This is a genomic window from Pyxidicoccus trucidator (assembly GCF_010894435.1).
In the GTDB taxonomy this organism is placed as follows: domain Bacteria; phylum Myxococcota; class Myxococcia; order Myxococcales; family Myxococcaceae; genus Myxococcus; species Myxococcus trucidator.
Genome location: NZ_JAAIXZ010000001.1, coordinates 592,765 through 618,104 on the forward strand (window position 1 = coordinate 592,765; position 25,340 = coordinate 618,104).

At 70.3% G+C, this 25,340-nt stretch carries 21 protein-coding genes; 16 read left to right on the forward strand and 5 right to left on the reverse strand.

Annotation, left to right across the window (positions count from 1 at the left end; all coding sequences use genetic code 11):
- Positions 1-21: 21 nt before the first annotated feature.
- A complete protein-coding gene (glmU, locus tag G4D85_RS02590; protein WP_164007520.1) occupies positions 22-1,425 on the reverse strand; it encodes a bifunctional UDP-N-acetylglucosamine diphosphorylase/glucosamine-1-phosphate N-acetyltransferase GlmU in 1,404 nt (467 codons plus the stop codon).
- Positions 1,426-1,898: 473 nt separating this feature from the next.
- On the opposite strand from glmU, the gene ggt reads away from it, so the two are divergent.
- From ggt to G4D85_RS02605, 3 genes are all read left to right on the forward strand, one after another.
- Complete coding sequence (gene ggt, locus G4D85_RS02595; RefSeq protein WP_164007522.1) at positions 1,899-3,680, forward strand: gamma-glutamyltransferase; 1,782 nt, start codon at positions 1,899-1,901, stop codon at positions 3,678-3,680.
- Positions 3,681-3,683: 3 nt separating this feature from the next.
- Complete coding sequence (locus tag G4D85_RS02600; protein WP_164007524.1) at positions 3,684-4,466, forward strand: TatD family hydrolase; 783 nt, start codon at positions 3,684-3,686, stop codon at positions 4,464-4,466.
- A 177-nt stretch (positions 4,467-4,643) separates the two neighbouring features.
- Entirely contained in the window at positions 4,644-6,692 is a 2,049-nt protein-coding gene (locus G4D85_RS02605) for a M3 family metallopeptidase (protein ID WP_164007526.1), read from the forward strand.
- 112 nt (positions 6,693-6,804) lie between these two features.
- On the opposite strand, the gene G4D85_RS02610 is transcribed toward G4D85_RS02605, so the two are convergent.
- Positions 6,805-7,083 (reverse strand): hypothetical protein, encoded by a 279-nt coding sequence (locus tag G4D85_RS02610; RefSeq protein ID WP_164007528.1) that lies wholly within the window; start codon positions 7,081-7,083, stop codon positions 6,805-6,807.
- A 324-nt stretch (positions 7,084-7,407) separates the two neighbouring features.
- Between G4D85_RS02610 and G4D85_RS02615 the strand changes: the two genes are divergently transcribed.
- From G4D85_RS02615 to G4D85_RS02635, 5 genes are all read left to right on the forward strand, one after another.
- Complete coding sequence (locus G4D85_RS02615; RefSeq protein WP_164007530.1) at positions 7,408-7,638, forward strand: hypothetical protein; 231 nt, start codon at positions 7,408-7,410, stop codon at positions 7,636-7,638.
- An 83-nt stretch (positions 7,639-7,721) separates the two neighbouring features.
- Complete coding sequence (locus G4D85_RS02620; RefSeq protein WP_164009056.1) at positions 7,722-8,591, forward strand: amidohydrolase family protein; 870 nt, start codon at positions 7,722-7,724, stop codon at positions 8,589-8,591.
- Positions 8,592-8,751: 160 nt separating this feature from the next.
- Positions 8,752-9,129 (forward strand): response regulator, encoded by a 378-nt coding sequence (locus G4D85_RS02625; protein WP_163996180.1) that lies wholly within the window; start codon positions 8,752-8,754, stop codon positions 9,127-9,129.
- An 80-nt stretch (positions 9,130-9,209) separates the two neighbouring features.
- The gene (locus G4D85_RS02630) at positions 9,210-10,034 is read left to right on the forward strand and encodes an ABC transporter ATP-binding protein (protein ID WP_205525390.1); all 825 of its coding nucleotides are present in this window, start codon (positions 9,210-9,212) and stop codon (positions 10,032-10,034) included.
- Complete coding sequence (locus G4D85_RS02635) at positions 10,031-11,686, forward strand: hypothetical protein (RefSeq protein WP_164007532.1); 1,656 nt, start codon at positions 10,031-10,033, stop codon at positions 11,684-11,686. Before G4D85_RS02630 ends, G4D85_RS02635 begins: the two co-directional genes overlap by 4 nt.
- 75 nt (positions 11,687-11,761) lie before the next feature.
- Here the strand turns inward: G4D85_RS02635 and G4D85_RS02640 are convergent, their stop codons facing one another.
- Positions 11,762-13,045, reverse strand: coding sequence for a vWA domain-containing protein (locus tag G4D85_RS02640; RefSeq protein WP_164007534.1), 1,284 nt, complete (start codon positions 13,043-13,045; stop codon positions 11,762-11,764).
- 242 nt (positions 13,046-13,287) lie between these two features.
- Between G4D85_RS02640 and G4D85_RS02645 the strand changes: the two genes are divergently transcribed.
- The 4 genes from G4D85_RS02645 to G4D85_RS02660 are packed head-to-tail and all read left to right on the forward strand — an operon-like array spanning position 13,288 to position 16,931.
- On the forward strand, positions 13,288-14,652 hold the full coding sequence (locus G4D85_RS02645) for an AHH domain-containing protein (RefSeq protein WP_164007536.1): 1,365 nt from the start codon (positions 13,288-13,290) through the stop codon (positions 14,650-14,652).
- A gap of 15 nt (positions 14,653-14,667) precedes the next feature.
- On the forward strand, positions 14,668-15,237 hold the full coding sequence (locus G4D85_RS02650) for an imm11 family protein (protein ID WP_164007538.1): 570 nt from the start codon (positions 14,668-14,670) through the stop codon (positions 15,235-15,237).
- A gap of 12 nt (positions 15,238-15,249) precedes the next feature.
- Positions 15,250-16,149: a histone deacetylase family protein gene (locus G4D85_RS02655; RefSeq protein WP_164007540.1), complete on the forward strand. Its 900-nt coding sequence runs from the start codon at positions 15,250-15,252 to the stop codon at positions 16,147-16,149.
- Between the two features lie 59 nt (positions 16,150-16,208).
- On the forward strand, positions 16,209-16,931 hold the full coding sequence (locus G4D85_RS02660) for a hypothetical protein (RefSeq protein WP_240359036.1): 723 nt from the start codon (positions 16,209-16,211) through the stop codon (positions 16,929-16,931).
- 121 nt (positions 16,932-17,052) lie between these two features.
- Here the strand turns inward: G4D85_RS02660 and G4D85_RS02665 are convergent, their stop codons facing one another.
- Together G4D85_RS02665 and G4D85_RS02670 are read right to left on the reverse strand one after the other, a co-directional pair.
- Entirely contained in the window at positions 17,053-17,748 is a 696-nt protein-coding gene (locus G4D85_RS02665) for a pirin family protein (protein ID WP_164007542.1), read from the reverse strand.
- A gap of 161 nt (positions 17,749-17,909) precedes the next feature.
- On the reverse strand, positions 17,910-18,461 hold the full coding sequence (locus G4D85_RS02670; protein ID WP_164007544.1) for a YceI family protein: 552 nt from the start codon (positions 18,459-18,461) through the stop codon (positions 17,910-17,912).
- Positions 18,462-18,718: 257 nt separating this feature from the next.
- Here G4D85_RS02670 and G4D85_RS02675 point away from each other — a divergent pair, with 257 nt between their 5' ends.
- From G4D85_RS02675 to G4D85_RS02690, 4 genes are all read left to right on the forward strand, one after another.
- On the forward strand, positions 18,719-19,096 hold the full coding sequence (locus G4D85_RS02675) for a peptide chain release factor family protein (protein WP_164007546.1): 378 nt from the start codon (positions 18,719-18,721) through the stop codon (positions 19,094-19,096).
- A gap of 235 nt (positions 19,097-19,331) precedes the next feature.
- Positions 19,332-23,618, forward strand: a complete 4,287-nt coding sequence (locus G4D85_RS02680) for a pilus assembly protein (RefSeq protein ID WP_164007548.1) — start codon at positions 19,332-19,334, stop codon at positions 23,616-23,618.
- On the forward strand, positions 23,615-24,217 hold the full coding sequence (locus tag G4D85_RS02685; RefSeq protein ID WP_164007550.1) for a type II secretion system protein: 603 nt from the start codon (positions 23,615-23,617) through the stop codon (positions 24,215-24,217). The genes G4D85_RS02680 and G4D85_RS02685 overlap by 4 nt, the downstream gene beginning before the upstream one ends.
- On the forward strand, positions 24,214-25,335 hold the full coding sequence (locus G4D85_RS02690) for a PilW family protein (RefSeq protein WP_164007552.1): 1,122 nt from the start codon (positions 24,214-24,216) through the stop codon (positions 25,333-25,335). The genes G4D85_RS02685 and G4D85_RS02690 overlap by 4 nt, the downstream gene beginning before the upstream one ends.
- Positions 25,336-25,340 lie beyond the last annotated feature (5 nt).

The window sequence follows — 25,340 nt, forward strand, 5'->3', positions numbered from 1 at the left end:
CCCAAGCAAGAGCCGCGCCGATCAGCCCGTCTGGGCCTTCGACGCTCTGCGCGCCTTCTTCGCGGCCACCCAGCCCTCCTTGGTGACCTGCGGCGCCCGTGACACGGCGAGGCTTCCAGGAGGCACATTTTTCGTCACGGTGGTGCCCGCGCCGACATACGCGCCGTCCCCCACCTGCACCGGGGCGACGAGCTGGGTGTCGGAGCCGATGAAGACGCCGTCGCCCAGTTCAGTCAGGTGCTTGTTCACCCCGTCATAGTTACAGGTGATGGTGCCCGCCCCGACGTTGCACCCGGCGCCAATCTTCGCGTCCCCGAGGTACGTCAGGTGGTTGGCCTTGGAGCCCTTGCCGATCTGCGCCTTCTTCGTTTCCACGAAGTTGCCCAGATGCACATCCTCTGCCAGCTCCGTTCCCGGACGCAGGCGGGCAAACGGGCCGATGACGTTCCGCTCGCCCACCTTCGCCTCCTCCAGCACGGAGTAGGGCTTGATGACGGTGCCGTCCGCCACGGTGGAGGCGCTGATGACGCTGCCCTGACCGATGGTGACGCCCTTGCCGATGATGGTGCCCGCCGAGAGCGTCACCATGGGGCCCACCTCGGTGTCGGTGCCGATGACGATGCCTTCTTCGATGTAGGCGGTGGCCGGGTCCTGGATGGAGACTCCGGCGCGCATGTGGGCCTCGTTGATGCGCTGCTGGAGCACCCGGGCCCGCGCCGCCAGCTCCACCTTGTCATTCACTCCGGCCGTCTCGGTGGCGTCCGCCTCCACCGAGCCTGGCGGGCCCAGCTTCGCGGCCATCTCCACCAGGTCCGTGAGGTAGTACTCGCCCTGCGCGTTCTGCGGCTTGATTTCGGCCAGCGCCTTCCAGAGGAAGGCCGCGTCGACGGAGTAGATGCCCGCGTTGCACTCGCGCACCAGGCGCTGCTCCGGGGTGCAGTCCTTGTGCTCCACGATTCGCGCCACCTTGCCACCCTCGCGGATGACGCGGCCGTAGCCCGTGGGGTCCTCCAGCACGGTGGACACGAGCGCCAGCGGCCCGCCCGCCTGGTCATGCGCGGCGAGCAGCGCCTGCAGCGTCTCGCGGCGCAGGAGCGGCACGTCGCCATAGAGGATGAGGACGCGGCCGGAGTACCCCTTCAGGGACTCCTCCGCCGAGCGCACCGCGTCCGCCGTGCCGCGCTGCTCCTTCTGGAGCGCGAAGCTCAGCGGCGCGTCCGGGAAGTGGGCGCGGAGGGTTTTCTCCACCGCCTCCGCCTGATGTCCCACCACCGGCACCACGGTGGAGGCCCCCAGCTCGAGGGCCCGATTGAGGGGATACGTGCAGATGGGCCTGCCCAGGATGGGGTGAAGGACCTTCGCCTTCTCCGACTTCATCCGCGTGCCCTTGCCCGCGCACAGCACCACCGCCGCCAAAGCTGTCATGCGGCGGAGAATTAGGGACAGGGAATCGAGTCGTCAACCGCACCAGGCGAGGATCGCTCCTGGGTGTCCACCGGCGGCGGTGGGCGGGCGCTGACCGCCACACTCAGGGCGTTGCTCTGGACGGAGATGCCGAAGCAGGGCTTCAGGAAGACCGTCACCCCTACCGAGGGTGGTGGGAGGGACCCGGTCGGTGTCTTTTTCTCGGGCGTGGCAGACGTGCTCATTTGCTCCCCCGATGACGGCTCATGATGACCGAAGGATGCACGCACTCAAGGAACAATCCAAGAGGAAAAATGCTGTCCCGCTGAAATCCTGGTTCTGAGAGGCTGATTCGTGCATACCGGGAGTCCTGTAGTCCGTCAGGCGCTCCGGAGTCCCGACCCCAAAGGGTGGGTTTCTGTCCCCTGGGTAACACACCACCCAGAACGAAGGCCAGACAGGGATGCTCCCGCGCCACAAAGGAGGCAGGACCGGTGAAGGACACGAGCTTCAGGAGTGAAGCCTCGCGCCTGGGCGCGCGGTGGCTGGCGATGGCGGTGCTGCTGCTGGCGTGCGTGGCGCAGGCGGCGCGGCCTTACCGGGGCGGGGCGGTGGCCACGGCCTATCCGCAGGCGAGCGCCGCGGCGCTGCAGATGCTGGAGAAGGGCGGCAACGCGACGGACGCGGCGGTGGCGGCGGCCTTCGTCGCGGCGGTGGTGGGGCCCTACCACTCGGGCATCGGCGGCGGCGGCTTCGCGCTGGTGCACGACGGCAAGAGCGGCGAGACGAAGGTGCTCGACTTCCGCGAGGTGGCGCCCAAGGCGGCCACGCGCGACATGTATTTGAAGGACGGCAAGGTGGTGCCGGGCCTGTCCACGGACGGCGCGCTGGCGGTGGCGGTGCCGGGCGCGGTGGCGGGCTACCTGCAATTGCTCAAGGAGCACGGGAAGCTGTCGCCCTCGGTGGTGCTGGCGCCGGCCATTGCGGCGGCACGCAAGGGCTTCTGGGTGACGCCGCGCTACCACTCGCTGGGAGGCAACCGGCTGGAGTGCCTGCGCAGGGACGCGGAGGCCTCGCGCGTGTTCCTCCTGAAGAACGCGGAGGGGGTGATGGACCTGCCGCCGCTGGGCCACCTGCTGCGCCAGCCGGACCTGGCGCGCACCCTGGAGGGGCTGGCCAAGAGCGGCCCCCGGGCCTTCTATTCGGGCCGGGTGGCCAAGGCGATTGCGGACACGGTGCAGGCGGGCGGCGGCGTGCTGACGGTGGAGGACCTGGCCGCGTACAAGACGCGCCCCCGGCAGCCGCTGGAGGGCAGCTACCGCGGCCACCGCGTCCTCACCATGCCCCCGCCGAGCGCGGGCGGCGTGGCCGTGCTCCAGGTGCTCGGGGCCCTGGAGAAGCTGCGCCCGCAGGGCCTGGCGTTCCGAGAGCCGGAGGCGCTGCACCTCTACGTGGAGGCCCTGCGCCGGGCGTACGTGGACCGCGCGAAGTACCTGGGGGACCCGGACTTCTCGGACGTGCCCACGGCGCGGCTGGTGTCCTCCGGCCATATCGCGGACCTGGCGGGCTCCATCGACCCGAAGAAGGCCACCGCGAGCGCCTCGCTGCTGCCCCCCGTGCCGGGCGCGCAGGGCTCCACGCTGACGGACAAGCCCGCGGTGCTGGCGCCGGAGCCGGAGCGGAAGAACACCACGCACATCTCCGTCGTCGACAAGGACGGCAACACGGTGGCCCTGACGACGACGGTGAACTACACCTTCGGCGCCTGCGTGGTGGCGAAGGGCACGGGCGTGCTGCTCAACGACGAGATGGACGACTTCTCGGCGCAGCCCGGCGTGCCCAACGCGTACGGCCTCGTCACCGGCGAGCCCAACGCGATTCAGCCCGGCAAGGTGCCGCAGTCCTCCATGTCGCCCACGCTGGTGTTCTCCAAGGAGGACCCCAAGCGCGTCATGCTGGCGGTGGGCAGCCCGGGAGGCTCCACCATCCCCACCACCGTCATCCAGGTCATCAGCCACGTGGTGGACAGCGGCATGGACATCTCGCGAGCGGTGAACGAGGGCCGCGTCCACCACCAGTACCTGCCGGACGAGGTGTGGGTGGACAGGTGGGGCCTGGAGCCGGCCACGATGTCCGCGCTGGAGGCGAAGGGCCACAAGGTGCGCCAGATGGTCCAGTGGGGCGACGCGGAGGCGGTGTTCGTGGACCCGAAGACAGGCCTGCGCTACTCGGCGAGCGACCCGCGCAACGAAGGCGTGGCCCTGGGGCAGGATTGAGCGGTGGCTGAGCCCCTCCCCATCTTCGATGCGCACCTGCACCCCGAGGGCCTGAGCGACCAGGACCTGGAGTCCATGCGCTTCTTCGGGGTGGAGCGGGCGCTCGTGGTGGCCCACCACTTCCCGGAGCCCACGTCCAAGGCGCTGCTGCGCCACTTCGATGACCTGGTGGAGCGGCAGCTCCCCCGGCTGGAGCGGGTGGGCATCCGCGCCTACGCGGCGCTGGGCGTGCACCCGCGCTGCATCCCCCGGCGCGGCCTGTCCGAGGTGCTGTCCGCCCTGCCCGACTACTTCCAGGGCGGCCGCGTGGTGGCGCTGGGCGAGACGGGGCTGCACGCGGGCGGCGAGGAGGAGGAAGAGGCCTTCCTGGAGCAGCTCGCGCTGGCGCGGAGCCTCAAGCTGCGGGTGGTGGTGCACACGCCCACCGAGGACAAGGAGCGCCACACGCGGCGCATCCTCACGCTGCTGCGCCAGTCCGGCGTGCTGGCCTCGCGCGTGCTGGTGGACCACGCCAACGCGCGCACGGTGCGCACCATCCTCGAGGTGGGCCACTGGGCGGGGCTGACGCTGCACCCCGAGGCGCTCAAGGCCGAGCGCGCGGTGGCGGTGGTGCGGCGGCTGGGCAGCGAGCGGCTGGTGCTCAACTCCGACGCGGGCGACGGCGCGGGCGACATCCTCGGCCTGGCGCGCATGGCCAACCTGCTCGCCAAGGCCAACCTCTCCGAGCGCATCGTCCGCCGCATCGCCCGGGACAACGCCGTCCGCTTCTTCCAGGTGAGCACCTGAGCGGCTGCCTCCCCGCTCGCTTCAACTTCTCACATCCGGAGAGTCGACCCGGGTAGCGCCGGCCCTCCACGCCTTGTTGCGACGAATCACCGCACTCGTCGTCCTCTCTAGAGGAGCACGCGGCGGAAATAGCCCTGGACCCCACCCGTTGCCCAATACCCTGCACAGGGAGGGCACTTGCAGCTCACGCTCGTCATCATCGTCACCCTCGCGCTCGCGGGGTGCGCCGCGCCTTCCCAACGCCGGGCCTCCACGCCGCCCCGGCCGGGCTCCGTGTCCGCGAAGCTGGAGCCCGACGCGGGGCGCCACCTCACCCTCTCTCCCGAGCGCTTCCTCGCGTCCTGCCTGCACGACATCCAGCAGGCGCGGGCGCACGTGGAGTGGCTGGTGGCCCTGCCCAAGCCGCGTGACACGGAGCAGTCCCTCACCGCGTACGACGACGCCATGGCGCTGCTGGAGGACGCCGTGGCGCGCGCGGGCGTCGCCGCCAACGCGCACCCGGACGCCGCCTTGCGCGAGGCGGGCCGCACGTGTGAGCAGGAGGTGGAGTCAGCGCGCACGGACGTGTCCCTGGACCACCGTGTGTACGGGGCGCTGGAGTCGCTGGAGCTGGACGGCCAGGACGCGGCCACGCGGCGCTGGGTGGCGCGGGTGCTGCGCGACTTCCAGCGCGCCGGCGTGGACCGGGACGGGGCCACGCGCCAGCGGCTGCGCGAGCTGCACGAGCAGCTCACCTGGCTGGGCCAGGAGTTCGGCCGCAACATCCACGAGGACGTGCGGCACGTGGACGTGGCGCCGGAGGAGCTGGCGGGCCTGCCGGCGGACTACGTGCGCGCGCACCCGCCCGGGCCGGGCGGCCGCGTGCGCATCACCACCGAGACGCCGGACTACCTGCCCTTCATGGCCTATGCGCACAGCAGCAAGGCCCGCGAGGCCCTGTGGCGCCTCAACCGGCGGCGGGGCTACCCCGACAACCTGGACACGCTGTCGCGGCTGCTCCAGGCGCGCCACTCGCTGGCCACGCTCCTGGGCTACCCGAGCTGGGCCGCCTATACCGCCGAGGACAAGATGGTGCGCGGGCCGCGCGCCGCCTCGGACTTCATCGAGCGGCTGTCCGCCGCCGCCGAGGGGCGCGCGCAAGACGACTATGCCGCGCTGCTGGAGCGCAAGCGCCGGGACACGCCCCGGGCCACCGACGTGGCCCCCTGGGAGCAGGCCTTCCTGGAGGACCGCGTGCGCGCCGAGCAGTACCGCTTCGAGTCCCGCGAGGTGCGGCCCTACTTCGAATACACCCGGGTGAAGCAGGGCCTGCTGGACATCACCTCACGCCTCTTCGGGCTCACCTACCGCCGCGTGACGGACGCGCCGGTGTGGCACCCGGACGTGGAGGCCTGGGACGTCTACGAGGGCAAGGAGCGGCTGGGCCGCTTCTACCTGGACATGCACCCGCGCCCGGACAAGCTCACCCACGCGGGGCAGTGGGATTTGGCCACCGGGCATGCCGGGAAGACGCTCCCCGAGGCCGTGCTGATGTGCAACTTCCCCCGGCCCGGCGCCCACCCCGCCCTGCTCCAGCACAGCGAGGTGCGGACGTTCTTCCACGAGTTCGGCCACCTGCTGCACCACGTCCTCGGCGGCCGCTCGCGCTGGGCCGCCCTGTCGGGCACCCGCACCGAGCGCGACTTCGTGGAGGCCCCCGCCCAGGTGCTGGAGGAGTGGGCCTGGCGCCCCGAGTCGCTCCGCCTCTTCGCCCGGCACGTCGACACCGACGAGCCGCTGCCCGAGGACACCATCGTCCGCATGCGGCGCGCGGATGCCTTCGGGAAGGGCCTGTGGCTGCGCCAGCAGCTCTTCTACGCCGCCGTCAGCCTCGAGCTCCACACGCTGGACCCGGCCGGCCTGGACACCACCCGGCGGGTGAAGGAGCTCCAGGAGCAGTACATGCCCTTCCGCTCCACGGGCGACACCTACGCCCACCTCTCCTTCACCCAGCTCGACGGCTACTACTCCTCCGCCTACTACGCGTACCTCTGGTCTCTCGTCATCGCGAGAGACCTCCTCACGCCCTTCCAGCAACACGGGCTGATGGACCCCGCCACCGCGCGGCGCTACCGGGACGCCGTGCTGGGGCCGGGCGGCTCCCGGGACGCGGCCGACCTGGTGAGGGACTTCCTCGGGCGCGACTATGGCTTCGGCGCCTACACCCGCTGGCTGGAGGGCGCCTGACGCTCCACGGCAGCGCCTGTAAAAGCACGGGGCCCCGCGATGTGAATCGCGAGGCCCCATGTGTTGTGAATCGGTCAATTCCCGTCCACCCCGCGAACGCGGAGTGCGAGGGCTAGTGCACCGCGGGTGCGGAAACGGCCATCTCCGGCTGCAGGGTGATGCCCTGCGCGTCGGGGTCCAGCCGCACCTGCACGGGCACGCCCTGGAAGCGGTACTGGGCCAGGGAATCCGCCGCGCCGTCGAGCAGGAGCTGGTAGCGCTCCTCCAGCTCCACGGCGATGAGCAGCATCGTCTCGCCCGCGTCCTCGACCCCCGGACGGTACACCCGGCAACGCTGGAACCGCGCCCAGCGACCGTTCTCCATCTTCACCAGCTCGCCGTCGTAAGCCATGCGCAGCTCCTCTGCCGTAAATCGGACGGTTGGTAATGTAGGAACGAATTAACTTCGTGTCATCCCCCCTCCTGAAAATTCGTCAATCGCCTCGAAATCCAGTCGCTTACACGACGGTTTCAGGGGCAGACGGGGGTGTCGCCAGCGACGTGTGCTCAAAACTGTAAATTTTCCGGCCTGTCAATCCAGTCAAGCAGCCTCACGGGTGGGGTTGCGGATCAGCCGTTCCGGGCTTGCCGGGGTTGCCCGGGAATGGGGCGGCACGGCCGGGGCGCTCGCGGAGGCCGGTGGCATGCCAGCGACGTGTCCCTTAAATTGAGGGAGATGAAGCTGCCCGGGCTGTTCCGTAAAGAGCGCACCACCATCAAGGCCGCGGACGCGCAGGACCACGCGGAGCGCCTGCTGGCGGAGTCCCTGCGCATGCTCGGGCAGGTGTGCTCCAAGGTCGCGGACGCCATCGAGTCCCAGCGCCTGGCCCGCCAGGGTTATTCGCACAACACGTACCTGCGGCGGACTGATGGTGGGGGGGACGACGGCGGCGGCAAGAAGGAGTAGGCATCCGGTCCGTGAGACCGCCCACCGACGCTCCCGAGCCGTGCCTGGCCCACTCGCCCACGTGGCGTGACTCCGGCATCTCCATGCCCATGCCCGCGCTGGGCGACGAGGAGGGGCCCCGCCTGCCCAAGGGGCTTCCCCCCGTGGTGGACGCGCACGTGCACCTCTTCCCGGACCGCGTCTTCGAGGCGGTGTGGCGCTGGTTCGACGAGTACGGCTGGCCCATCCGCTACAAGCTGCGCACGCCCGAGGTGGTGTCCTTCCTCCTGTCACGAGGGGTGAGCCGGGTGGTGGCGCTCCACTACGCCCACCGGCCGGGCATGGCGCGCTCCCTCAATGCGTACGTGGCGGAAATCGCCCGCGCCGAGCCCCGGGTGCTGGGGCTCGCCACCGTCCTGCCTGGCGAGGAGGGGGCCACGCAGATTCTCGAGGAGGCCTTCGCGCTAGGGCTGCGCGGGGTGAAGCTGCACTGCCATGTGCAGAGCTTCTCGCCGGACGCGCCGCAGCTCCACGAGGTGTATGCCGCGTGCGCGAAGGCGGGACGGCCGCTCGTCATGCATGCCGGCCGGGAGCCCGCGAGCCCCCAGTACCCCTGCGACCCGTACACCCTCTGCGGCGCCGAGCGCGTGGAGCGCGTGCTGAAGGACCACCCCACGCTGAAGCTGTGCATTCCCCACCTGGGCGCGGACGAGTTCGACGCCTACGCGCGCCTGCTCGAGCGACACGACAACCTGTGGCTGGACACCACCATGGCGGTGGCCGGCTACTTCCCCGTCCCCCTGCCCCGCCAGGCCCTCCAGGTGAGGCCCGAGCGCGTCCTCTACGGCACGGACTTCCCCAACATCCCCTACGCGTGGGACCGCGAGCTCAAGACGCTGGTCAGCCTGAAGCTGGGGGACGAGGCGCTGGCGGGCGTCCTGGGTCAAAACGCACTCCGCCTGTACGGGGAATGAAGGCGGGGCGGGGCCGGCACGGGCTGGAGCAAGAGCTGCGTGCGCGAGGCGTTGGCTGGTGAAAAGTCGCGGAGCCCCTTCCGGAATGGAATGGGAGTTCCCATCTTGCCCCCCATAGAATTTCGCGGTCCGAGAGCCGCTGCTCCCCTGAGGCCCTGCCATGTCCCACATCCTGGTCGTCGACGACGACGCGAGCCACCGCACGCTCATCTGCGATGCCCTCGAGGAAATGGGCTACCGAACGGTACAAGCGGCCAATGGCCGCGAGGCGCTGGACTTGCTGGAGGGTGACATGCCCTCCGCGGTGCTGCTGGACCTTCGGATGCCTGTGATGAGCGGTTGGGGTTTGCTGGACGCGCTGAAGAAGATGCCCCGCGCGCGAGGCCTGCCCATCATCATCATCTCCGGCTACGGCTTCGAGTGGGAGGCGGAGCTGGTGGGTGCCGCCGGCTACATCTCCAAGCCGGTGGACCTGGACAAGGTGCGGATGACGGTGCAGCAGATCGCCGGCCCGCCGGAGATGGCCTTCGTCCACTGACGGGCGGAAGGGCATCCCCCCATTGTCCGATGGGGGCTGTACCCGGGGGCCGGGCTCGGGTGTGATGGTGGGCACTTCGCATGATGCCCCCCACTCCTGATGACCTGGCCGTCGACGCTCGCGGGCTGCTCAAGCGCTTCGGCGGCTTCACCGCGCTCAACGGCCTGGACCTCCAGATTCCCCGCGGTGCCTTCTACGCCTTCCTCGGACCCAACGGGGCCGGGAAGTCCACCAGCATCGCCCTGCTGACGGGGGTGTACGGCCCCGACGCGGGCACCATCCGCATGCTGGGGATGGACGCGGTGGCGAAGCCCATGGAGGTGAAGCGGCGCGTGGGCGTGGTGCCGGAGGAGCTGAGCCTCTTCGAGCGGCTCACCGGCCGGCAGTACCTCACCTTCTGCGCGCGCATGTACGGGCTGGACGGGGACGAGGCCGCGGCGCGGGCCACGGAGCTGCTGGAGCTGACGGAGCTGACATACAAGGCCGGCTCTCTGGTGGCGGAGTACTCCAAGGGCATGCGCCGGCGGCTGGCCATCGCCGCGGCGTTGATCCACGCGCCGGAGCTGGTGCTGCTGGACGAGCCCTTCGAGGGCATCGACGTGCTGGCGGCGGGCGTCATCCGCGAGCTGCTGCGCGAGCTGAGCCGGCGCGGGGTGACGCTGCTGCTGACGACGCACGTGCTGGAAATCGCGGAGCGGCTGGCCACCCACGCGGGCATCATCCGCGGCGGGAAGATGCTGGACCAGGGGCCGGTGGGCTCGCTGCTGCAGCGGTATGACTGTCCCTCGCTGGAGGCGGTGTTCGAGAAGCTCATCGCCGTGCCGTCCTCGCGCAACGCGCGCCTGTCCTTCTACGGAGAGGCGCCCGCGCCGCTGGTGGCTCCGCTGCGCCGGGAGTCCGCATGAGCCGCCCCGCCGTGCCCGGCTTCCTGCGGCACCTGTGGCTGCTCTGGGGACTGCGCTTCGACATTGGCCTCAACCGGGGGCCGGGCCGCAGCCGGCTGCTGGCGGTGGGCGTGTTCCTCGCATCGAGCGCGCCGGGCCTGTTCCTGGGGCTGTTCTTCTTCTCGCTGATGCGGCTGACGCCCGTCGCGCAGAGCAACGTGTGGCCGTACTTCATCCTCAACCTGCTGTGCTTCGTCACCTTCTCGGTGTGGGTGACGTGGCCGCTCTTGTCGGCGGGCGTGGATGACCACTCGGAGCTGAGCCGGTACGCGGCGTTTCCGATTTCGCCCTACCGGCTGCTCATCGCCTCCACGGTGGCGAGCCTCTTCGAGCCGCGCGCGCTGGTGTTCTACGCGCCGCTCACCGGGGCGGCGGTGGGGTACGCGTCGGTGAACCGGCTGGCGGCGCCGTGGCTGGCGGTGGTGCTGTACGGGCTGTTCGCGCTGCTGTGCGCGGCGTGGAGCCGGGTGGCGCTGTACGCGGTCATCAACGTGCTGCGCGAGAAGCACAGCGCGCAAATCATGGGCGGGGGCCTGCTGGCGTTCCTCGTCGCGGCGTCGTTCATCCCGCCCATCGACACCTCGTGGCTGACGACGATGGGCGAGGCCGGCGTGGACGCGCTGGACATGTCGCTCATCATCAACGCGGCGGTGGCGCTGGGCCGGGTGCCGCCGGGCTTCTTCGGAGACGCGCTGGGGCAGCTCGCCTGGGGGCGGACGCGGATTGCGCTGGTGGAGGCGGCGGGGCTCGGCTTCTTCGCGGCGGTGGGCATGGCGGTGGCGTACGCGCTGCTGATGCGCTTCCACCGGCAGGCGGGACGCGCGGGCTCGCAGGGGAAGGTGGCGAAGGACGCGAATCCCTTCGCGCGCACGCGCACGCGCTTCTCCACGTTGGTGACGCGCGAGGCGTTGGACTTGTGGCGCAACCCGCGCGCGCGGCTGCTGGCGTCGGTGCCCTTCATCCTGGCGATTCTGTTGAAGCTGCTGTCAGGGAGGGACTTGTTCGTCTTCCTGCTGGGGGCCTCCGCGGACGCGTGGTTGATGGGGGGCCTGTGCATCTACGGCGCGGTGGTGATTGCGTCGACCTTCTCGCAGAACACGTTCGGCTATGACGGGCAGGGCTTCGCCGTATTCCTGGCGGCGCCCATGGACCTGGCGGACGTGCTGCGGGCGAAGAACCGGGTGCAGGCCGCCGGAGGGCTCGGGATGGCGGCGCTGGTGGGCCTGTTCTACCGGGTGTACTTCGGCTTCGGGACGGTGGTGGACCTGCTGTGCGCCATGGCGGCGGTGGCGGCGGTGGTGCCGATGCTGCTGGCGGCGGGCAACTTCCTGTCGATGTACTTCCCGGTGAAGTTCCACGCGAGCCTCAAGCGGCGGGACAAGGTGCCGCTGACGGCGTCGATGCTCGGCATCTTCGCCGCCAGCGCCGGGTGCATGCCCTTCGGGTGGGCCATGCGGCTGGCGGGGAAGGAAGGCCCCACGTGGCAGACGGCGGCGATGATTGCCCTGTGCGCCGGGCTGAACGTGGCGCTGTACCAGGGCGTGCTGCCCATGGCCCTGCGGGTGCTGGAGCGGCGGCGGGAAATGGTGCTGCACGCGGTGACGCGCGAGTAGTGGGGCTCGCCTGAACGTGAAACCGCGGCCCCGTGTGCACGGGACCGCGGCGGTTCGACCCGGCGCTGGACGGGTTCAGTACGTGAGGCCGTGCTTCGCGGCCTGGGCCTTGACGCCCTTCATCACGTTGGCGTCGAAGGCGTCCTCCTTCTCGGACACGTTCTTGGAGAGCCAAGCGTCGCGGTCCGCCGCCAGCTTCGCCGCCTGCGCCTCCAGCACCTTCTTCTCCTCGGCGAGCTGCGTCACCTTCGCGGCCTGCGCCTCCTTGCTCAGGCCCTTCAGCTCCGCCGGAAGCTCCTCACCCTTCACGCTGGCCAGCGCCGCCGGAGCAGAAACCAGGTCCACCGCGCCACCCACCGCCTCCGGAGCGCTGCTCTCCATGGCCGGAGCGGCGGCACCCGCCGGCTTCTTCGCGGCACGCGTCTTCTTCATGTAGCTGATGCGCTCCGCCGCGGCTTCAGCGCCCAGGCTCGCCATGGCATCGGCGCGGGCGCGGTTCTCCGCCTGCACCTCGGCGCGGCCCGTGTAGAGCGTCTTCGACGCCAGCTCCGTGTTCACCTTCGCCAGCTCGGCGTCGTACGGCGTCGCCACGGCGACCATGCCGCCCCCCTGGTCGATGCTGTCGAACGTGCCGTCCGTCAGCTTCGCCACGTGGCGCCAGGCGACCTCCGTCTCACCGTCCCCGCCGCAGCGCACCGTGTTCACCACGATGTGCTTGTCCCGGGCGCGCTTCGCCCAGTGCTTGAAGTTCCAGTCGTCGTTGCGCTCGGCCGGAGGCGCATCGCCCACGAGGAAGATGACCTTCATCACCTCGCGGTTCTTGCTCCAGGACAGCTTCGACACCGCCTCGCCGAGCCCGCGGCCCACATGCTCGGGCGCGTCGCCGCCACCACCCGCCTGGAACTTGCGGAGGTTGGCGAAGACGGTGTCCAGGTCCTCGCTCAGGTCGAAGCGCTTCGTGACGTAGTCGTCGCCCACGTCGCGGTACGCCACCAGGCCCACCTTCAGGTTCGGCGTCGGCCGGCCCTGCGCGATGCGGGAGGCGATGGAGTAGATCTTCCGCTTCGCCCCCTCCAGCAGCCCGCTCATGGAGCCGGTGGTGTCGAGCACGAAGACCACTTCGATTTCCGGACGCGCGCCCTGGGCCTGCAGAGGCGCCACCTGTCCCTGCGGCTGGCTGCCCTGGACCTGCTGCGGCGGGGGGGCGGGCTTCGCGGTGGCGTCGGGCTTCACCGCCGCGGGCTTCGTCGGCTTGGTGGAGCTCGGGGTGACGACGGACTCGGCCAGGGCCGGAGCGGAGGACAGGGTGGTGGCGAGCGCGGCCGACAGCACGGCTCGCGACAGGGACTTGAGGTCCATGGCGTTCTCCAGGGGGAGGGCGAAAAGCAGCGGTTTGGGATGGGTCCTGCGCGCGCGTTCGACTGGTAAACGGACGACCTGCCCGGAAGGTCTACGCCGGGGGTTCGTGGGCGTTCTGGAGCAGAACCACTCCGGGAACGCGGGCCCTCACGGCTCCAGCCAGAGTAGATTAACCTGCTTTTCCAGAGCGCCTGATTCCCGCTTCATCGCTGGGGCGTGAGGCCCAGGCTCCTGGGGAAGACATGACTCCACGCGGTTTGACGCCGCTGTTGATGGTGATCCTCGTCGGGTGTGGAACCTCCGCGAGAACCCTGCGACTGCACACGGGACAGGGAGAACCACTCGTCTACACGTCCCGCGCAGACAGCGCGCCGGTGGAGCTGGAGGAGGAGGAGTTCGAAGAGGCCCTGCAGCAGCTGGGGCGCGACGTTTCCATCTCATCCAACCCTCGAAGGGCGGCCCTGCGGCTGTTCGAGGACTCCCTGTGGCCGCGGACCTCCTCGGGCGCCAGCGAGCGGGTGGGCATCGTCACGATTGGGCGCCCCCGGCAATCTCTGGAGGTTGTGCCCGAGGAACAGGAGGCACGAGGGAAGCTCGCAGGTGACTATGGGCGCTGGTGCCAGCGAGAGCGACTTCCCCGTGACTGCCTGCATCTGCTGGATGCGGGGCCCACGCTGGACGAGGAGGGCAAGCGCACTCTGGCCTTCCGCCTCGCCATCGATGTGGTCTGGGACGAGACCGCCGAGGCGCTGGAAGACCTGACCGACAAGGACGCGGTCATCGCCATGCTGGCGACGACCGGAGCCGTCTACTTCGGATTGTGGCTGCTGCCCGAGCCGATCTCCAAAGGCGTGGCCGCCGTCCTGACGGTGGGTCTCGTCGCGTACCTCGGCTGGGACACGGTCTGGAGCCTCATCCAAGGCTGGAAGGTGCTGGCTGAAGAAGTGCGCGCGGCCACCACCTTCGAGGAGGTTCAAGCGGCGGGAGAGAAGTACGGCAGGGTGATGGGACAGCACGCCGCGCGCACCTTCGTCATGCTCGCGATGGCAGCGCTGGGCAGCACGGCACAGACGATGGCGGCGAAGCTCCCCACGCTGCCCGGCTCCGCGCAGGCGGCACTGGTGGGCACGGAGCAGGGAGGCTTCCGGCTCGCGGGAGCGGGGCAGGTCGTCTCGGTGGAAGTGGCCGCGGGAGGTGTCATCACCATCGCGCTGGACCCGGGTGCCGTGGCGGCAACGGCTCGGGATGCGAGCGCCGCATCCTCAGGCCCGGTGGATGGCGAAGGGCACGAGCATCACATCGCGACCAACAAGTGGAAGGACGCCACGCACAGTGGGGGGCCGTGGACACCGAAGCTTCAGAAACTCTTCGACCGCGCTGGCATGTCGCTGGACGACCCCGCCAACCGGGTTCGCGTCCCAGGGCACAAGGGACCTCACCCAAAGGAATATCACGAAGAGGTCTACAGCATCCTCGACCAGGCAACCACGCGGTGCGGAACCATCGAATACTGCCGGGCGGCGTTGACCAAGGCGCTTCGAAGACTCGCCAAGGAGATCGTCACGCCGAATACAAGGCTCAACAAGTGGGTCACCCGGGCAGAATGACGTGAGGAGTGCGCCATGACAGCTCGATACTTCGACCTTTCCGAAGACGTCTATGCGCCCGGGCGATGGACCTTGGGCCACCCGCTCGATTCATCAGGCCATCAACTCCAGGACCCCTGGCAGTTCAGGGTGGGCACCCCGGCCCTGCTCAAAGAACGTGTCCGGATTCCCATCGACCATGCGGGCAGGCCGCTCGACTTCTCGCACGCGGCCTTCAGCATCCCCATCGTTCACGCCAGGGTGGCCGCGCTCTTCATCTCCCTGGCGCCCCACGACGTGGAACTCATCCCCGTGGATATCGACTCGCAGCCCGAACAGCACTTCATCCTGAACGCCGTCCACTCCAGGCGATGCATCGACGACGAAGCATCCGCCGAGGTGCAGTACTGGACCGAGGAGGACGGGCTCCCGGAGAAAGTTGGTACGTACTTCTCCGTCTCCGGCATGCGCATCGACCCCACGAAAGTAGGAAACGCCCGAGTCTTCCGCCCCTGGGGCTGGACGGTCGCCCTCATCGTCTCCGAGGACCTCAAGCAGGCCCTGGAGCGCGCGGGCGTCACTGGCACAAGCTTCAAGGAGGTCTGACCTCCCTGCCCCATGCGCGTCTTCTACTCCGACACCTACGAGGTGCCCCTGCCTCCCGGGCACCGCTTCCCCATGGAGAAGTACCGCCTGCTGCGCGAGGCCCTCCTCGACCGCGGCATCCTCCCACCCGGCTCGCTCACCGAGTCCGCCCCCTGCTCCCGCGAGGACCTGGAGCGCGTCCACACGCCCCGCTACCTCGACGCCTTCTTCCAGGGCACCCTCACCGACGCCGAGCTCCGCCGGCTGGGCTTCCCCTGGTCTCCTGCCCTGGTCGCGCGCTCGTGCGCCGCCGTGTCCGGCACCCTCGACGCCGCCCGCGCAGCCTTGCGCGACGGCATCGCCGGCAACCTCGCCGGAGGCACCCACCACGGCTTCCCCGACCATGGGGAGGGCTTCTGTGTCTTCAACGACATCGCCGTCGCCATCCGCGCCCTCCAGGCCCGCCACGCCATCCGCCGCGCCGTCGTCGTCGACCTCGACGTGCACCAGGGCAACGGCACCGCCGCCATCTTCGCGGGCGATGACTCCGTCTTCACCTTCTCCATGCACGGCGAGCACAACTTCCCCTTCCGCAAGCAGCCCTCCTCCCGCGACGTGGGCCTGTCCGACGGCACCGGGGACCGCGACTACCTCGACACGCTCGCCCTCCACCTGCCCGAGGTGCTGGAGACCGCCGGCGCCGACATCCTCTTCTTCCAGGCCGGCGTGGACCCGCTCGCCGAGGATGCCCTCGGCCGGCTCTCCCTCACCCACGCCGGCCTGCGCGAGCGGGACCGCATCGTCCTGGAGGCCGCCCGTCACCGGGGCCTGCCCGCGGTGCTCACCCTCGGCGGCGGGTATGCGAAGCCGCTCTCCGCCACCCTCGACGCACACGTGAGCACGTACGAAGTGGCCATGGCGATGTTCCGCTGAGCACGCCCACCCCAGGGCGCCTTGCCCGCACGGCGGGACGGACGGATGCTGGGCCCTCCATGAGCCCCTTGAACCCGATGCCCGTCCTCCGCCGGAGCTTCCTCCTCCTGGGCTGCCTGCTCGCCGCCGCGTGCACGAGCGACACGCCCTTCTACAGCGTGCAGGTCGACGTCATCGACGCTGTCAGCCTCACGCCCGGCGAGTCCACCCCCGTGGAGATAACCCTCAGCCGCGTCAGCGATACGCCGGGGGAAGTCCGCCTCAGCCTGGAGAACGAGCCAGAAGGCGTCACCCTCTCGCCCGACGTCATCCTGCCCGCGGGCGAGGACAGCATCACCGCCACGCCCACGCTCGCGGTGGCCGCGACGACCACGGCGGAGGCCGGCCTCTACCGGACGCAATTGCTGGCGACGGACGAGGCCAATGACCGCGCGGCGGGCGCCACCTTCTTCGTCGTCCTCCTCGCAACTCCCGCCGCACAGCCGGACTTCTCCATCTCCGTCGAGCCCCGCCAGGTGAACCTCTTCGCGGGCCAGAGTCAGCAGGTGACGGTGGCGGTGACGCGCGCGGAGGGCTTCACCGGCGTGGTGACGCTGACGCTCGAGTCCCCCACGTCCCGCGTCTTCGCGGCGCCCACCACCGTCCCCGCGGGCACCACCGCCCAGCTGTTCCTCGTCGCCACGGACCGCGCCACCACGCGCGTCCCCGTGCCCACCACCGTCGTCGCCACCACCGAGGACGGACGGAGGGCCACCACCGGCCTCACCATCAACGTGCGCTAGCGCGGCCCCACACGGAAGCGCGTCGCCTTCGCGCTCCACCGGAGCCCCGCACGACACGGGGCCAGGCGCCGGAGGGGAAGCACCCCACCCGGCCCAGGCCCCGCGGCGTTTCCGGCCCTGCTCAGGCCAGGTCGAACAGGAGCGCCTCGATGGGCTCCTCGGCGGCGAGCACCAGCCGCTCCTCGGCGGAGACGGCCACCCCGTCGCCGGCCTTCACCTTCACGCCATTCAGCGTGCCCGAGCCCCTCGCCACCTGCACCCAGGCATGCCGGCCCGGTGCCAGCGCGTACTCGGCCTGCTCCCCCTGCCCCAGCAACGTGCCGTGCAGCACCACGTCCTGGTGCACCGTCAGCGAGCCGTCACGCCCGTCCGGCGACGCCACCACCCGGAAGCGGCCCTGCCGCTCCTTCTCGTCGAACGCCTTCTGCTCGTAGCCGGGCTTCAGCCCCTGCTCCTTCGGGAAGAGCCATATCTGCAGCAGGTGCAGCGGCTGGTCGAAGCTGTTCTTCTCGCTGTGCAGCACACCCGTGCCCGCCGTCATGCGCTGCACCTCACCCGCCTTGATGACCGCGTGGGTGCCCATGCTGTCGCGGTGCTCCACCGCGCCGCTCAGGACGTAGGTGATGATTTCCATGTCCCGGTGCGGGTGCATGCCGAACCCGCGCTGCGGCGCCACGGTGTCCTCGTTGATGACCCGCAGCGAGCGGAACCCCATGAAGTCGGGGTCGTGGTAGTCCGCGAACGAGAAGGTGTGGTGTGTGTCCAGCCAACCGTGGTTGGCATGGCCCCGCTCTTCACCCGAGCGAACGTAGATCATGGCCTGCCTCTCTTCCTTTCTTTGTTGCAACTTGGATGCAGCAGGGGCCTCGCGCGTTGCGGGGGACGACAGCAGCGCGCCACCCGCGAGCCCCGACGCGCCGGCCACCAGCCCGCCAGCCACCTGACGCCGGCTGAGCAGGCGCCCCGCCCCGCCGCCGCTCACGCCGCCTTCTCCGCCGCGGGCACCGCCACCGCCTGCACGTCGATGGAGATGTCCACGCGCTCGCCCACGAGCAGGCCGCCCGTCTCCATCGCCTGGTTCCACACCAGCCCGAAGTCCTTCCGGTCGATGCTCGTCGAGGCCTGGAAGGCGAGGCGCTCGTTGCCCCACGGGTCCTTCAGCCGGCCCAGCAACTCCGCGTCCAGCACCACCTCGCGCGTCACGTCGCGGAGGGTGAGGTCCCCCGTCACGTGGTAGCGATTCTTCCCCGCCACCGACACCTTCCTGCTGCGGAAGATGAGCTTGGGGAAGGCCGCCACGTCGAAGAAGTCCGGCGAGCGCAGGTGGTTGTCACGCTGCTCCACGCCGGTGTCGAGGCTCGCCGCTTCAATCTTCACCTCCACCGCGCCGCGCGTGAGGTCCTCGCCGTCCAGCACCACCTTCCCCTCGAAGCGGGCGAAGCGGCCGTGCACCTTCGCCACCACCATGTGGCGCACCGTGAAGCCGAGGGTGGAGTGGGTGGTGTCGAGGTTCCAGGTCTGGATGGCCATGTTCGTCTCTCCTGTGTCCAGCGTGTCTGCCCCACCTAGAGCAACCGCCGGGCCACGACTCAAACCACTGGAATCACTTGAAACATGCTCCCTGGGTCATTCAGGTCCATATCATAATGAGAACCAATCCTCTCTACTTGAGAGGCCTCAGCCCGCCCGGTGGCCCACCGGGCGGGAGGGCGGGAGCGCCCCTCGTCACAAGGGCCGCACGACAGCGGTGCACGACGCCGCCCGCGAGGGCTAGGTTGAGAGGCGCCATGAGCACCTCCCCCGCACGCCGACACGCCGCGCACGCTGCCCTCGCCCTGGATGACGAGGCGCTGCTGAAGGCGTGCGAGGTGGAGTACTTCATCGCCTCGGGCCCGGGCGGTCAGCACCGCAACACCACCGCCAGCGGCGTGCGCCTCACGCACCCGCCCACGGAGCTGTCCGTCACCGCCACCGAGCGTCGCAGCCAGGTGCAGAACAAGGGCGTCGCGCTCGACCGGCTCCGCGAGGGACTCAAGGCCCTCACCTTCGTCCCCAAGGTGCGCCGCGCCACCAAGCCCAGCGCGGGCTCGAAGCGACGGCGGCTGGAGGGCAAGAAGCGCACGTCCGAGAAGAAGACCCTGCGCAGCAGCAAGTCTCTCGACTGAGGCGATGTGTTGACAGGCAGACAGACGTCTGTCTCACGGGACACCCGTTGCTATGCAAGCCTTTGCGGCCTCGCAAAGTTTGCGTAGCAAGAAACACCTTCTGTTTACAGAAACAGCGGGATTTTCCGGACTCCTCTTCGGAGGGAGCGCCCGTCTTCCGGGGCACATGGCGTGCAGTGGCCTGGTGTGAAGCCGACCCAGCGGGGTCGGCCCACACCACGGTACGGAGCCCCCCATGTACTCCAGGCCGCCCCCTTCCTCGTCTCGTCGAGCCTTGCTGGCCCTGGCGCTGCTGTGCGCGCTGCCGGCCTCGGCGACGGACACCGTCCCCTTCAGCCGTGGCTCGCTCATCATCCCGGAGAACGCCACCTTCCAGCAGGGCTGCGGCGCGCTGTCCGCGTACGGGCTCGTGTGGCGCATCCTGCAGGCGAACCAGGCAGGCGGCCCCAACGCCACCAGCCCGGTGACGGTGTACCTGGCCATCAACGACCAGAAGCTGTCGCCCAACCGGTGCGTGCCCACCAACCGGCACACCGCGCCGGCTCCGAGCGGCGACGCGCGGTGGAACGACGGCTGTGATTTCACCATCACCAACGCCACCGAGCAGCCGGTGGTGCAGGTGGACTACGGCGTCCCGTTCCCCGCCAGCGGCGTGTATCCCTACGGGGACGTGGAGGACTTCACGACGGACAGCGGCGCCTCGCGTCCGCACTTCACCGCCACCACGCTGAACAACACCGTCAACAGCCCGCGCTTCACCACAGCGCGCTACAGCGGTGGCGCCTTCATCATCGCCGCCGAGGATGCGAAGCGCGTCATCGACTTCATCAGGGCCGGCAGCGGCCCGCTGTCGCCGGAGAAGTTCCGCACCCGGTGCGGCCAGGGGGGCGTGAGCAGCTGCGACACCTTCAGCAACAACCCCGACCGGGGCACCACCCGCTGCCACCACGTGCGCATGCACCAGGCCACCATCGAGTTCACCGCGCCGGTGGCCCGCCGCATCAACCGCGTCCCTCCCAAGATTGCCCTGCTGGACCTGGATGACGGGCCCGGCGACGACCGCCCCGACAACGGCCGCTCCTACGTCAAGGGCGGCATGCTGGACGACTACCTGCGCAACGCCGGCCTGGACTTCCCCGGCGCGGGCGGCTGCCCCGAGGGCACCGCCTCCGGCTGCGACCTCAATGGGGGTGCGCCCGGCCTCATCTACGACGCGCTGCACGCCAACAGGGACCTCATCTCCACCGCCACGTATTCCCACGGCCTGCTCAACGCGGTGGACCCCACCACCCGCAAGCCCCGGTACAAGGTCTTCTGGGCGCCGCACTGGGAGCTGGGTGACAGCACCCATTCCGCCTACCGGACCAATGGTGACGGCGCGCTCTCCCAGAAGGAGAACGTGCTGAACAACATCGCGTACTTCGGCAACCAGCGCGGCAATGGCGTCTTCGCCGAGTGCGCGAGCCTCCATGCCTACGAGACGACGCGCCGCACCGACGGCCAGGCCGTGCTGAGTTCGCGCTTCCAGACGTCCGGCGGCTTCGTGCGCAACCCACTCGGCGGCGACGACAACGGCCAGAACAACACCTGGGGCGGACGCAACTGCACGGACCCGGACTACCTGGCGCAGGACGTGGACGACCGCGGCGAGTGCATGCTCTACCCGAACCCGGGCGATCCGTTCTCCCAGGTGGGTGACTTCCGCTTCAACAGCGTGGTGGGTCACACGACGAACTACAAGGCCACGTACAAGACGGGCGTCCGGCGGCTCGCGGTGAGCTGGTACCAGTACCAGAACGGCGAGCGCTACGACAACGCCACGGACCTCACCCGGACCAGCTGGCGCGGCAATGACTTCTTCTCCTTCAACCAGAAGGACAATGACCCGGAGAAGGCGACCATCGTCTACCTCGCGGGCCACGACTTCAAACACAGCGTCGCGGGCACGCGCATCGTGCTCAACACGCTGCTCAACCTGGGCTCCGAGCCGCTGGGCAGCGAGCGCGCGCTGGCGGCGCCGGTGACGTTCGACGACACCAACGGCAGCGACACCAACGGCACGCGGGCCCTGATGTTCGCGGCCACCTACGACGCCGTGTCGGGCTACCCGCCCGGCGTGGACACGTATGACCCCATCCAGGGCTCGAGCTGGGTGTACCCGTACTTCCCCGGCCACCTGCGCGCCCACTCGCTCATCGGCGGCACCGCGCTGGCGACGGGTGAGAGCGCGCTGGAGGACGCCACGCTGTGGGACGCGGACGCGATGCTGCCGCTGCCTGGCGCGCGCAACGTCTTCACCTACTTCGGCGGCCAGGTGACGGAGAACCCGAACCTCGGCCCCGGACGCCGCGCCCCGCGCGGGGTGATGCAGGTGGGCTGGAAGCCTCAGAGCGTGGCCGGCACCGCCATCAACGACAGCTACGGCACGGCGCCCAACACCCGCTGCGTGGACGTGCTCAAGCTGGGTGAGGCCGTGTCGAAGGACGGCACGTCGCGGTTCGACTTCGTGGCCGGAGCGGACGGCGTGTGCGACCTCCAGCAGGCGGTGCAGTACACGCCGCAGCTGGCGGGCGCGGACTTCGGGCAGTCGAGCGAGAGCCTCAACAAGGACGCGCTCCGGGCGGACTTCTCCAAGGTGGCGCAGCTGCTCCAGCGCGTGCGCGGCTTCTGCTTCGCCACCTCCACCGGCGACGACGGCACCGGCCTCCCGGTGCTGGAGCCGAGCGACAGCGAGTGCAACAACCCGGACGCGGACAACCGCGCGCACCTGGGCGGGTTCGCCAACTCCACGCCCACGGTGGTGCCTCCCAGCCCGGAGATTCCGGACCTGCGCGCGCCCCGGCCCACGGTGGTCTACGCGGCGGGCCTGGACGGTCAGCTGCACGCCTTCTACGTCTCCGGCGGCAACGGCTACCAGGGGCCCCAGAATGCCCTGGCCCCGCTCAACGACTCCGCCTCGGGCGTGTTCGCCACCGACTGGGCCGACCGCTTCAGCCGGGGCACGCTGCCGCCCGCGGGCACGGAGCTGTGGAGCTTCCTGCCGGCCACGCAGCTGCCCTGGCTGCGCAGCAACAACGCCCGCGTCGACAGCGCGCCGATTGTCCGTGACGTGTTCGCGGACTTCGTGGGCAGCGGCCGGCGCGAGTGGCGCACCGTGCTGGTGGCCAACGTGGGGAAGACGGGGCGTGACTTGTTCGCCCTGGACGTCACCAACCCGCTGAAGCCGACGATGCTGTGGCACCTGGTGGGCAGCCATGCCCAGACGGGCGCCTTCCCGCCGCACGCGCCGGTGGCGCTCGCGGACCGGGGCACCGGCGGCACCCAGTGGGCGGTGAAGTGGCACGAGCCCACCTCCGTCTTCCTCATGGCGCCGCAGACGGACGCGGGTCGCCTGCCCACCGGCCTCTATGACTACAGCGAGCTGGGTGGAGCGCGCGGCCTGTCCATGGGCCGGGTGCGGCAGGGCATGGAGCCCACGTACGTCGTCTTCGTCGCGTCCAGCAGCTCCGGCGCGCCGGGGGTGGCGGCCAAGGGCATCGAGGTCTTCGCCATCGACGTCGCCAACGGCCAGAAGCTCTGGCAGTGGGAGCAGCCGTACAGCCAGAGCTGGGTGGACAACACGGCGCCCATCGCCCCCACCGTGCTGTCCGACACCGGCGGCGCCGCCCGCGTGTACGTGGGCGACATGGAGGGCCGCGTGTGGGAGCTGGAGGGCGCCACGGGGATGAATGTGAATGTGTCGCGGCTGGGCCCCTCCTGCACGGCGACGGCGCCGTGCAAGTACGCCGCGCTGGACACCGGCTCCACCCTGGCCGAGCCCCGCCCCATCACCACCAACGTGGCGGTGGCGCGGCTGCCCGCGGACATCTCCGCCGGGACGGCGTTCGCCAACTACCGGGGTGAGTCCGTCGCCCTGGTGGGCACCGGCGGCGTCCCCTGGGTTCCGCAGACCGCGGCGGGCCAGCTGCATGTCGCGCTGCTGGACCGCAACCGGCGGCTGCCGCTGGGCGTGGCCGGCACGCGGTTGAGCGGCGCGCCGCTGACGGCGGGCCAGGCGCACACGCTGGCCGGGGACCAGGGCGTGCTGCAGGAGCCGGCGCCCTTCCCGCTCAGCTTCGCGGCGCCGAAGCACCTCTTTGGCGGCATCACCGTGGCGGGCCGCACCGCGTACTTCAACACCGCCAACGGCGCGGTGAACGACCTGATGTCGCTCGACGGGCTCACCGCCGGCTCCACCTACCGCCTGGACCTGGGGAACACCGCCCCGACGGCGGCAGGCGCGGCGACGACGCTGCCCGGGGTGACGCTGGCCAACTACGGCGGCATCGCGGTGTACCACCGCAACAACGGCGCGAGCTCCGTCGACTACGTGGTGGGGCTGGGGGTGAGCCGCATCTCCAACACCCTCATCAGCAACGGCACCAACACGGGCCCGTCGAGCCCCACCGACGACCTGCGCGTCAACGGCCGCAACGACTTCGTCTTCCGGCTGCTCAACTGGAGCCAGAGGTTCTTCGAATGAGCCCGCATCCGTTCCTCCGGCGGCGCCGCGCCCTGGCGCGCGGCTCCAGCATCATCGAGGTCATCATCGCCATGGCGGTGCTGGCGCTGGCCGGCGCGGGCGCCGTGGGCGGCATGGTGACGGCCTCGCGCCACGTGCACGACGGGCAGCTCTTCCAGGTGAAGCGGCTGATGGTGGAGGCTCGCGCGCAGCGGCTGTGGCTGGCCAACAAGAACACGCTGGTGGCCCAGGCGGTGGCGCCTCCCTCCACCTTCCCGCCGGACATTCCTCCCGGCACCGAGCCCTGGCAGGTGGACACCTCCGTCGCGGTGCCGAACGACCCGGGCTCCGGCGCATACTTCGAGCTGTCCGCCACCGGCGAGGTGAAGACGCCAGCCGCCACGATTGCGGCCGGCACGGCGTGCAACGCCACCGAGGTGCCCACCGGCACGTACTGCCGCGAGGTGCTGGTCACCCGGGGGATGCCGCGCACCGTGGCGGTGAACTCGGCCGCGCTGCTGCCCCCGGGCTCGCAGCCGGTGACGGTGTGGACGCGCGTGTGGCGCAAGGGCGAGCCCCCGGAGAACGCAACCGTGCACAGCGAGGTCTTCGTCCAATGAGCGCCCCCTTCTCCCGACGGGTGCCCGCCTCCCGGCGCGGCATGACGCTGCTGGAGACGATGATTGTCTCCGTGCTGGCGGCCATCATCATCGCGGCGGCGGCGGCCCTGCTGCTGGCCGGCGGCCGCGTGGTGCACAACACGGAGCACGCGTCGGACAGCCACGACAACGCCCGGCTCGCGGGGGAGACCATCATGAGCATGGTGCGGCAGGCCGGCGCGGGCGCTCCCGGCGGCCTGTGGGTGCTGCAGGGCGGCGTGCCCATCCGCACCAACCCCGTCTTCGGTCGCGATGGCACCACCGGCGCCGGCACCACGGGCAACATCGTCACGGCCGACGGCAGCGATGACCTGTGGCTCGTGCTGCCGGACCCCAACTACATGGGCGAGCCCTGCTCGCTCAACGCGGACGGGACGCCCTCTGGCGCCGCGGTGCCCGTGGCCCAGGCCGGCACGGGCGGGGTGAAGGTCAACTGCACCGAGAGCCTGAGGCAGGGGGCGCTCCACGTGGCCAGCAACATGACGACCGGCGCGCTCCTGTCCAACGTCCAGCTGACCCCGGCGAACCCCGGCGCCCCCGGGCAGGTGGGCTACGACGAGCAGGGCACCGCGGGCTTCTCCAACGCGCCGGAGAAGGGCGGCTACCAGAGCGGCGACTGGGTGTACCCGGTGCGGCTGGTGCACTTCTACCTCGCGACCAACCCCTCGACGGGCAAGTCCGCGCTGTACCGCGCGGAGGGGCGGCTCGCGTCGGACGGGCTGGGCCGGCCGTACGCGGACGTCGCTGGCGCCACCCCGACGGTGGTGCAGGACTTCGTGGAGGACCTGCAGGTGGTGTTCGGCTTCGACACCAGCGGCACCGAGGACCCCGCCAACTACACGTGGCAGCACGGCCTGGAGCCCACCTTCAAGGCGAACCTGCGCACGGTGCGCATCAGCGTGGTGGCCACCGGACGCACCCCCCGCAAGGACACCCAGAGCACCGTCGTGCTGTCCGACGACAAGCCCATCTCCGTCGAGAACAACCTGCGGCCGGCCGGCGTCGTCGCGGACGGCTTCTACCGCAGTCTCTACACGCGCCGCCTGGAGCTGCCCAACCTGGCCGCGGCCAGCCTGTGAGCCCC

Excerpts from the sequence above, each read along its gene's own strand:
- G4D85_RS02630 (WP_205525390.1), top strand. The coding sequence starts at position 9,210 with ATGATGCCCCCCACTCCTGATGACCTGGCCGTCGACGCTCGCGGGCTG.
- G4D85_RS02675 (WP_164007546.1), top strand. The coding sequence starts at position 18,719 with ATGAGCACCTCCCCCGCACGCCGACACGCCGCGCACGCTGCCCTCGCC.
- G4D85_RS02680 (WP_164007548.1), top strand. The coding sequence starts at position 19,332 with ATGTACTCCAGGCCGCCCCCTTCCTCGTCTCGTCGAGCCTTGCTGGCC.
- G4D85_RS02665 (WP_164007542.1), bottom strand. The coding sequence starts at position 17,748 with ATGATCTACGTTCGCTCGGGTGAAGAGCGGGGCCATGCCAACCACGGT.
- G4D85_RS02615 (WP_164007530.1), top strand. The coding sequence starts at position 7,408 with ATGAAGCTGCCCGGGCTGTTCCGTAAAGAGCGCACCACCATCAAGGCC.
- glmU (WP_164007520.1), bottom strand. The coding sequence starts at position 1,425 with ATGACAGCTTTGGCGGCGGTGGTGCTGTGCGCGGGCAAGGGCACGCGG.
- G4D85_RS02610 (WP_164007528.1), bottom strand. The coding sequence starts at position 7,083 with ATGGCTTACGACGGCGAGCTGGTGAAGATGGAGAACGGTCGCTGGGCG.
- G4D85_RS02685 (WP_164007550.1), top strand. The coding sequence starts at position 23,615 with ATGAGCCCGCATCCGTTCCTCCGGCGGCGCCGCGCCCTGGCGCGCGGC.
- G4D85_RS02660 (WP_240359036.1), top strand. The coding sequence starts at position 16,209 with ATGAGCCCCTTGAACCCGATGCCCGTCCTCCGCCGGAGCTTCCTCCTC.
- G4D85_RS02635 (WP_164007532.1), top strand. The coding sequence starts at position 10,031 with ATGAGCCGCCCCGCCGTGCCCGGCTTCCTGCGGCACCTGTGGCTGCTC.
- G4D85_RS02645 (WP_164007536.1), top strand. The coding sequence starts at position 13,288 with ATGACTCCACGCGGTTTGACGCCGCTGTTGATGGTGATCCTCGTCGGG.
- G4D85_RS02655 (WP_164007540.1), top strand. The coding sequence starts at position 15,250 with ATGCGCGTCTTCTACTCCGACACCTACGAGGTGCCCCTGCCTCCCGGG.
- G4D85_RS02620 (WP_164009056.1), top strand. The coding sequence starts at position 7,722 with ATGCCCATGCCCGCGCTGGGCGACGAGGAGGGGCCCCGCCTGCCCAAG.
- G4D85_RS02650 (WP_164007538.1), top strand. The coding sequence starts at position 14,668 with ATGACAGCTCGATACTTCGACCTTTCCGAAGACGTCTATGCGCCCGGG.
- G4D85_RS02670 (WP_164007544.1), bottom strand. The coding sequence starts at position 18,461 with ATGGCCATCCAGACCTGGAACCTCGACACCACCCACTCCACCCTCGGC.
- G4D85_RS02690 (WP_164007552.1), top strand. The coding sequence starts at position 24,214 with ATGAGCGCCCCCTTCTCCCGACGGGTGCCCGCCTCCCGGCGCGGCATG.
- G4D85_RS02640 (WP_164007534.1), bottom strand. The coding sequence starts at position 13,045 with ATGGACCTCAAGTCCCTGTCGCGAGCCGTGCTGTCGGCCGCGCTCGCC.
- G4D85_RS02625 (WP_163996180.1), top strand. The coding sequence starts at position 8,752 with ATGTCCCACATCCTGGTCGTCGACGACGACGCGAGCCACCGCACGCTC.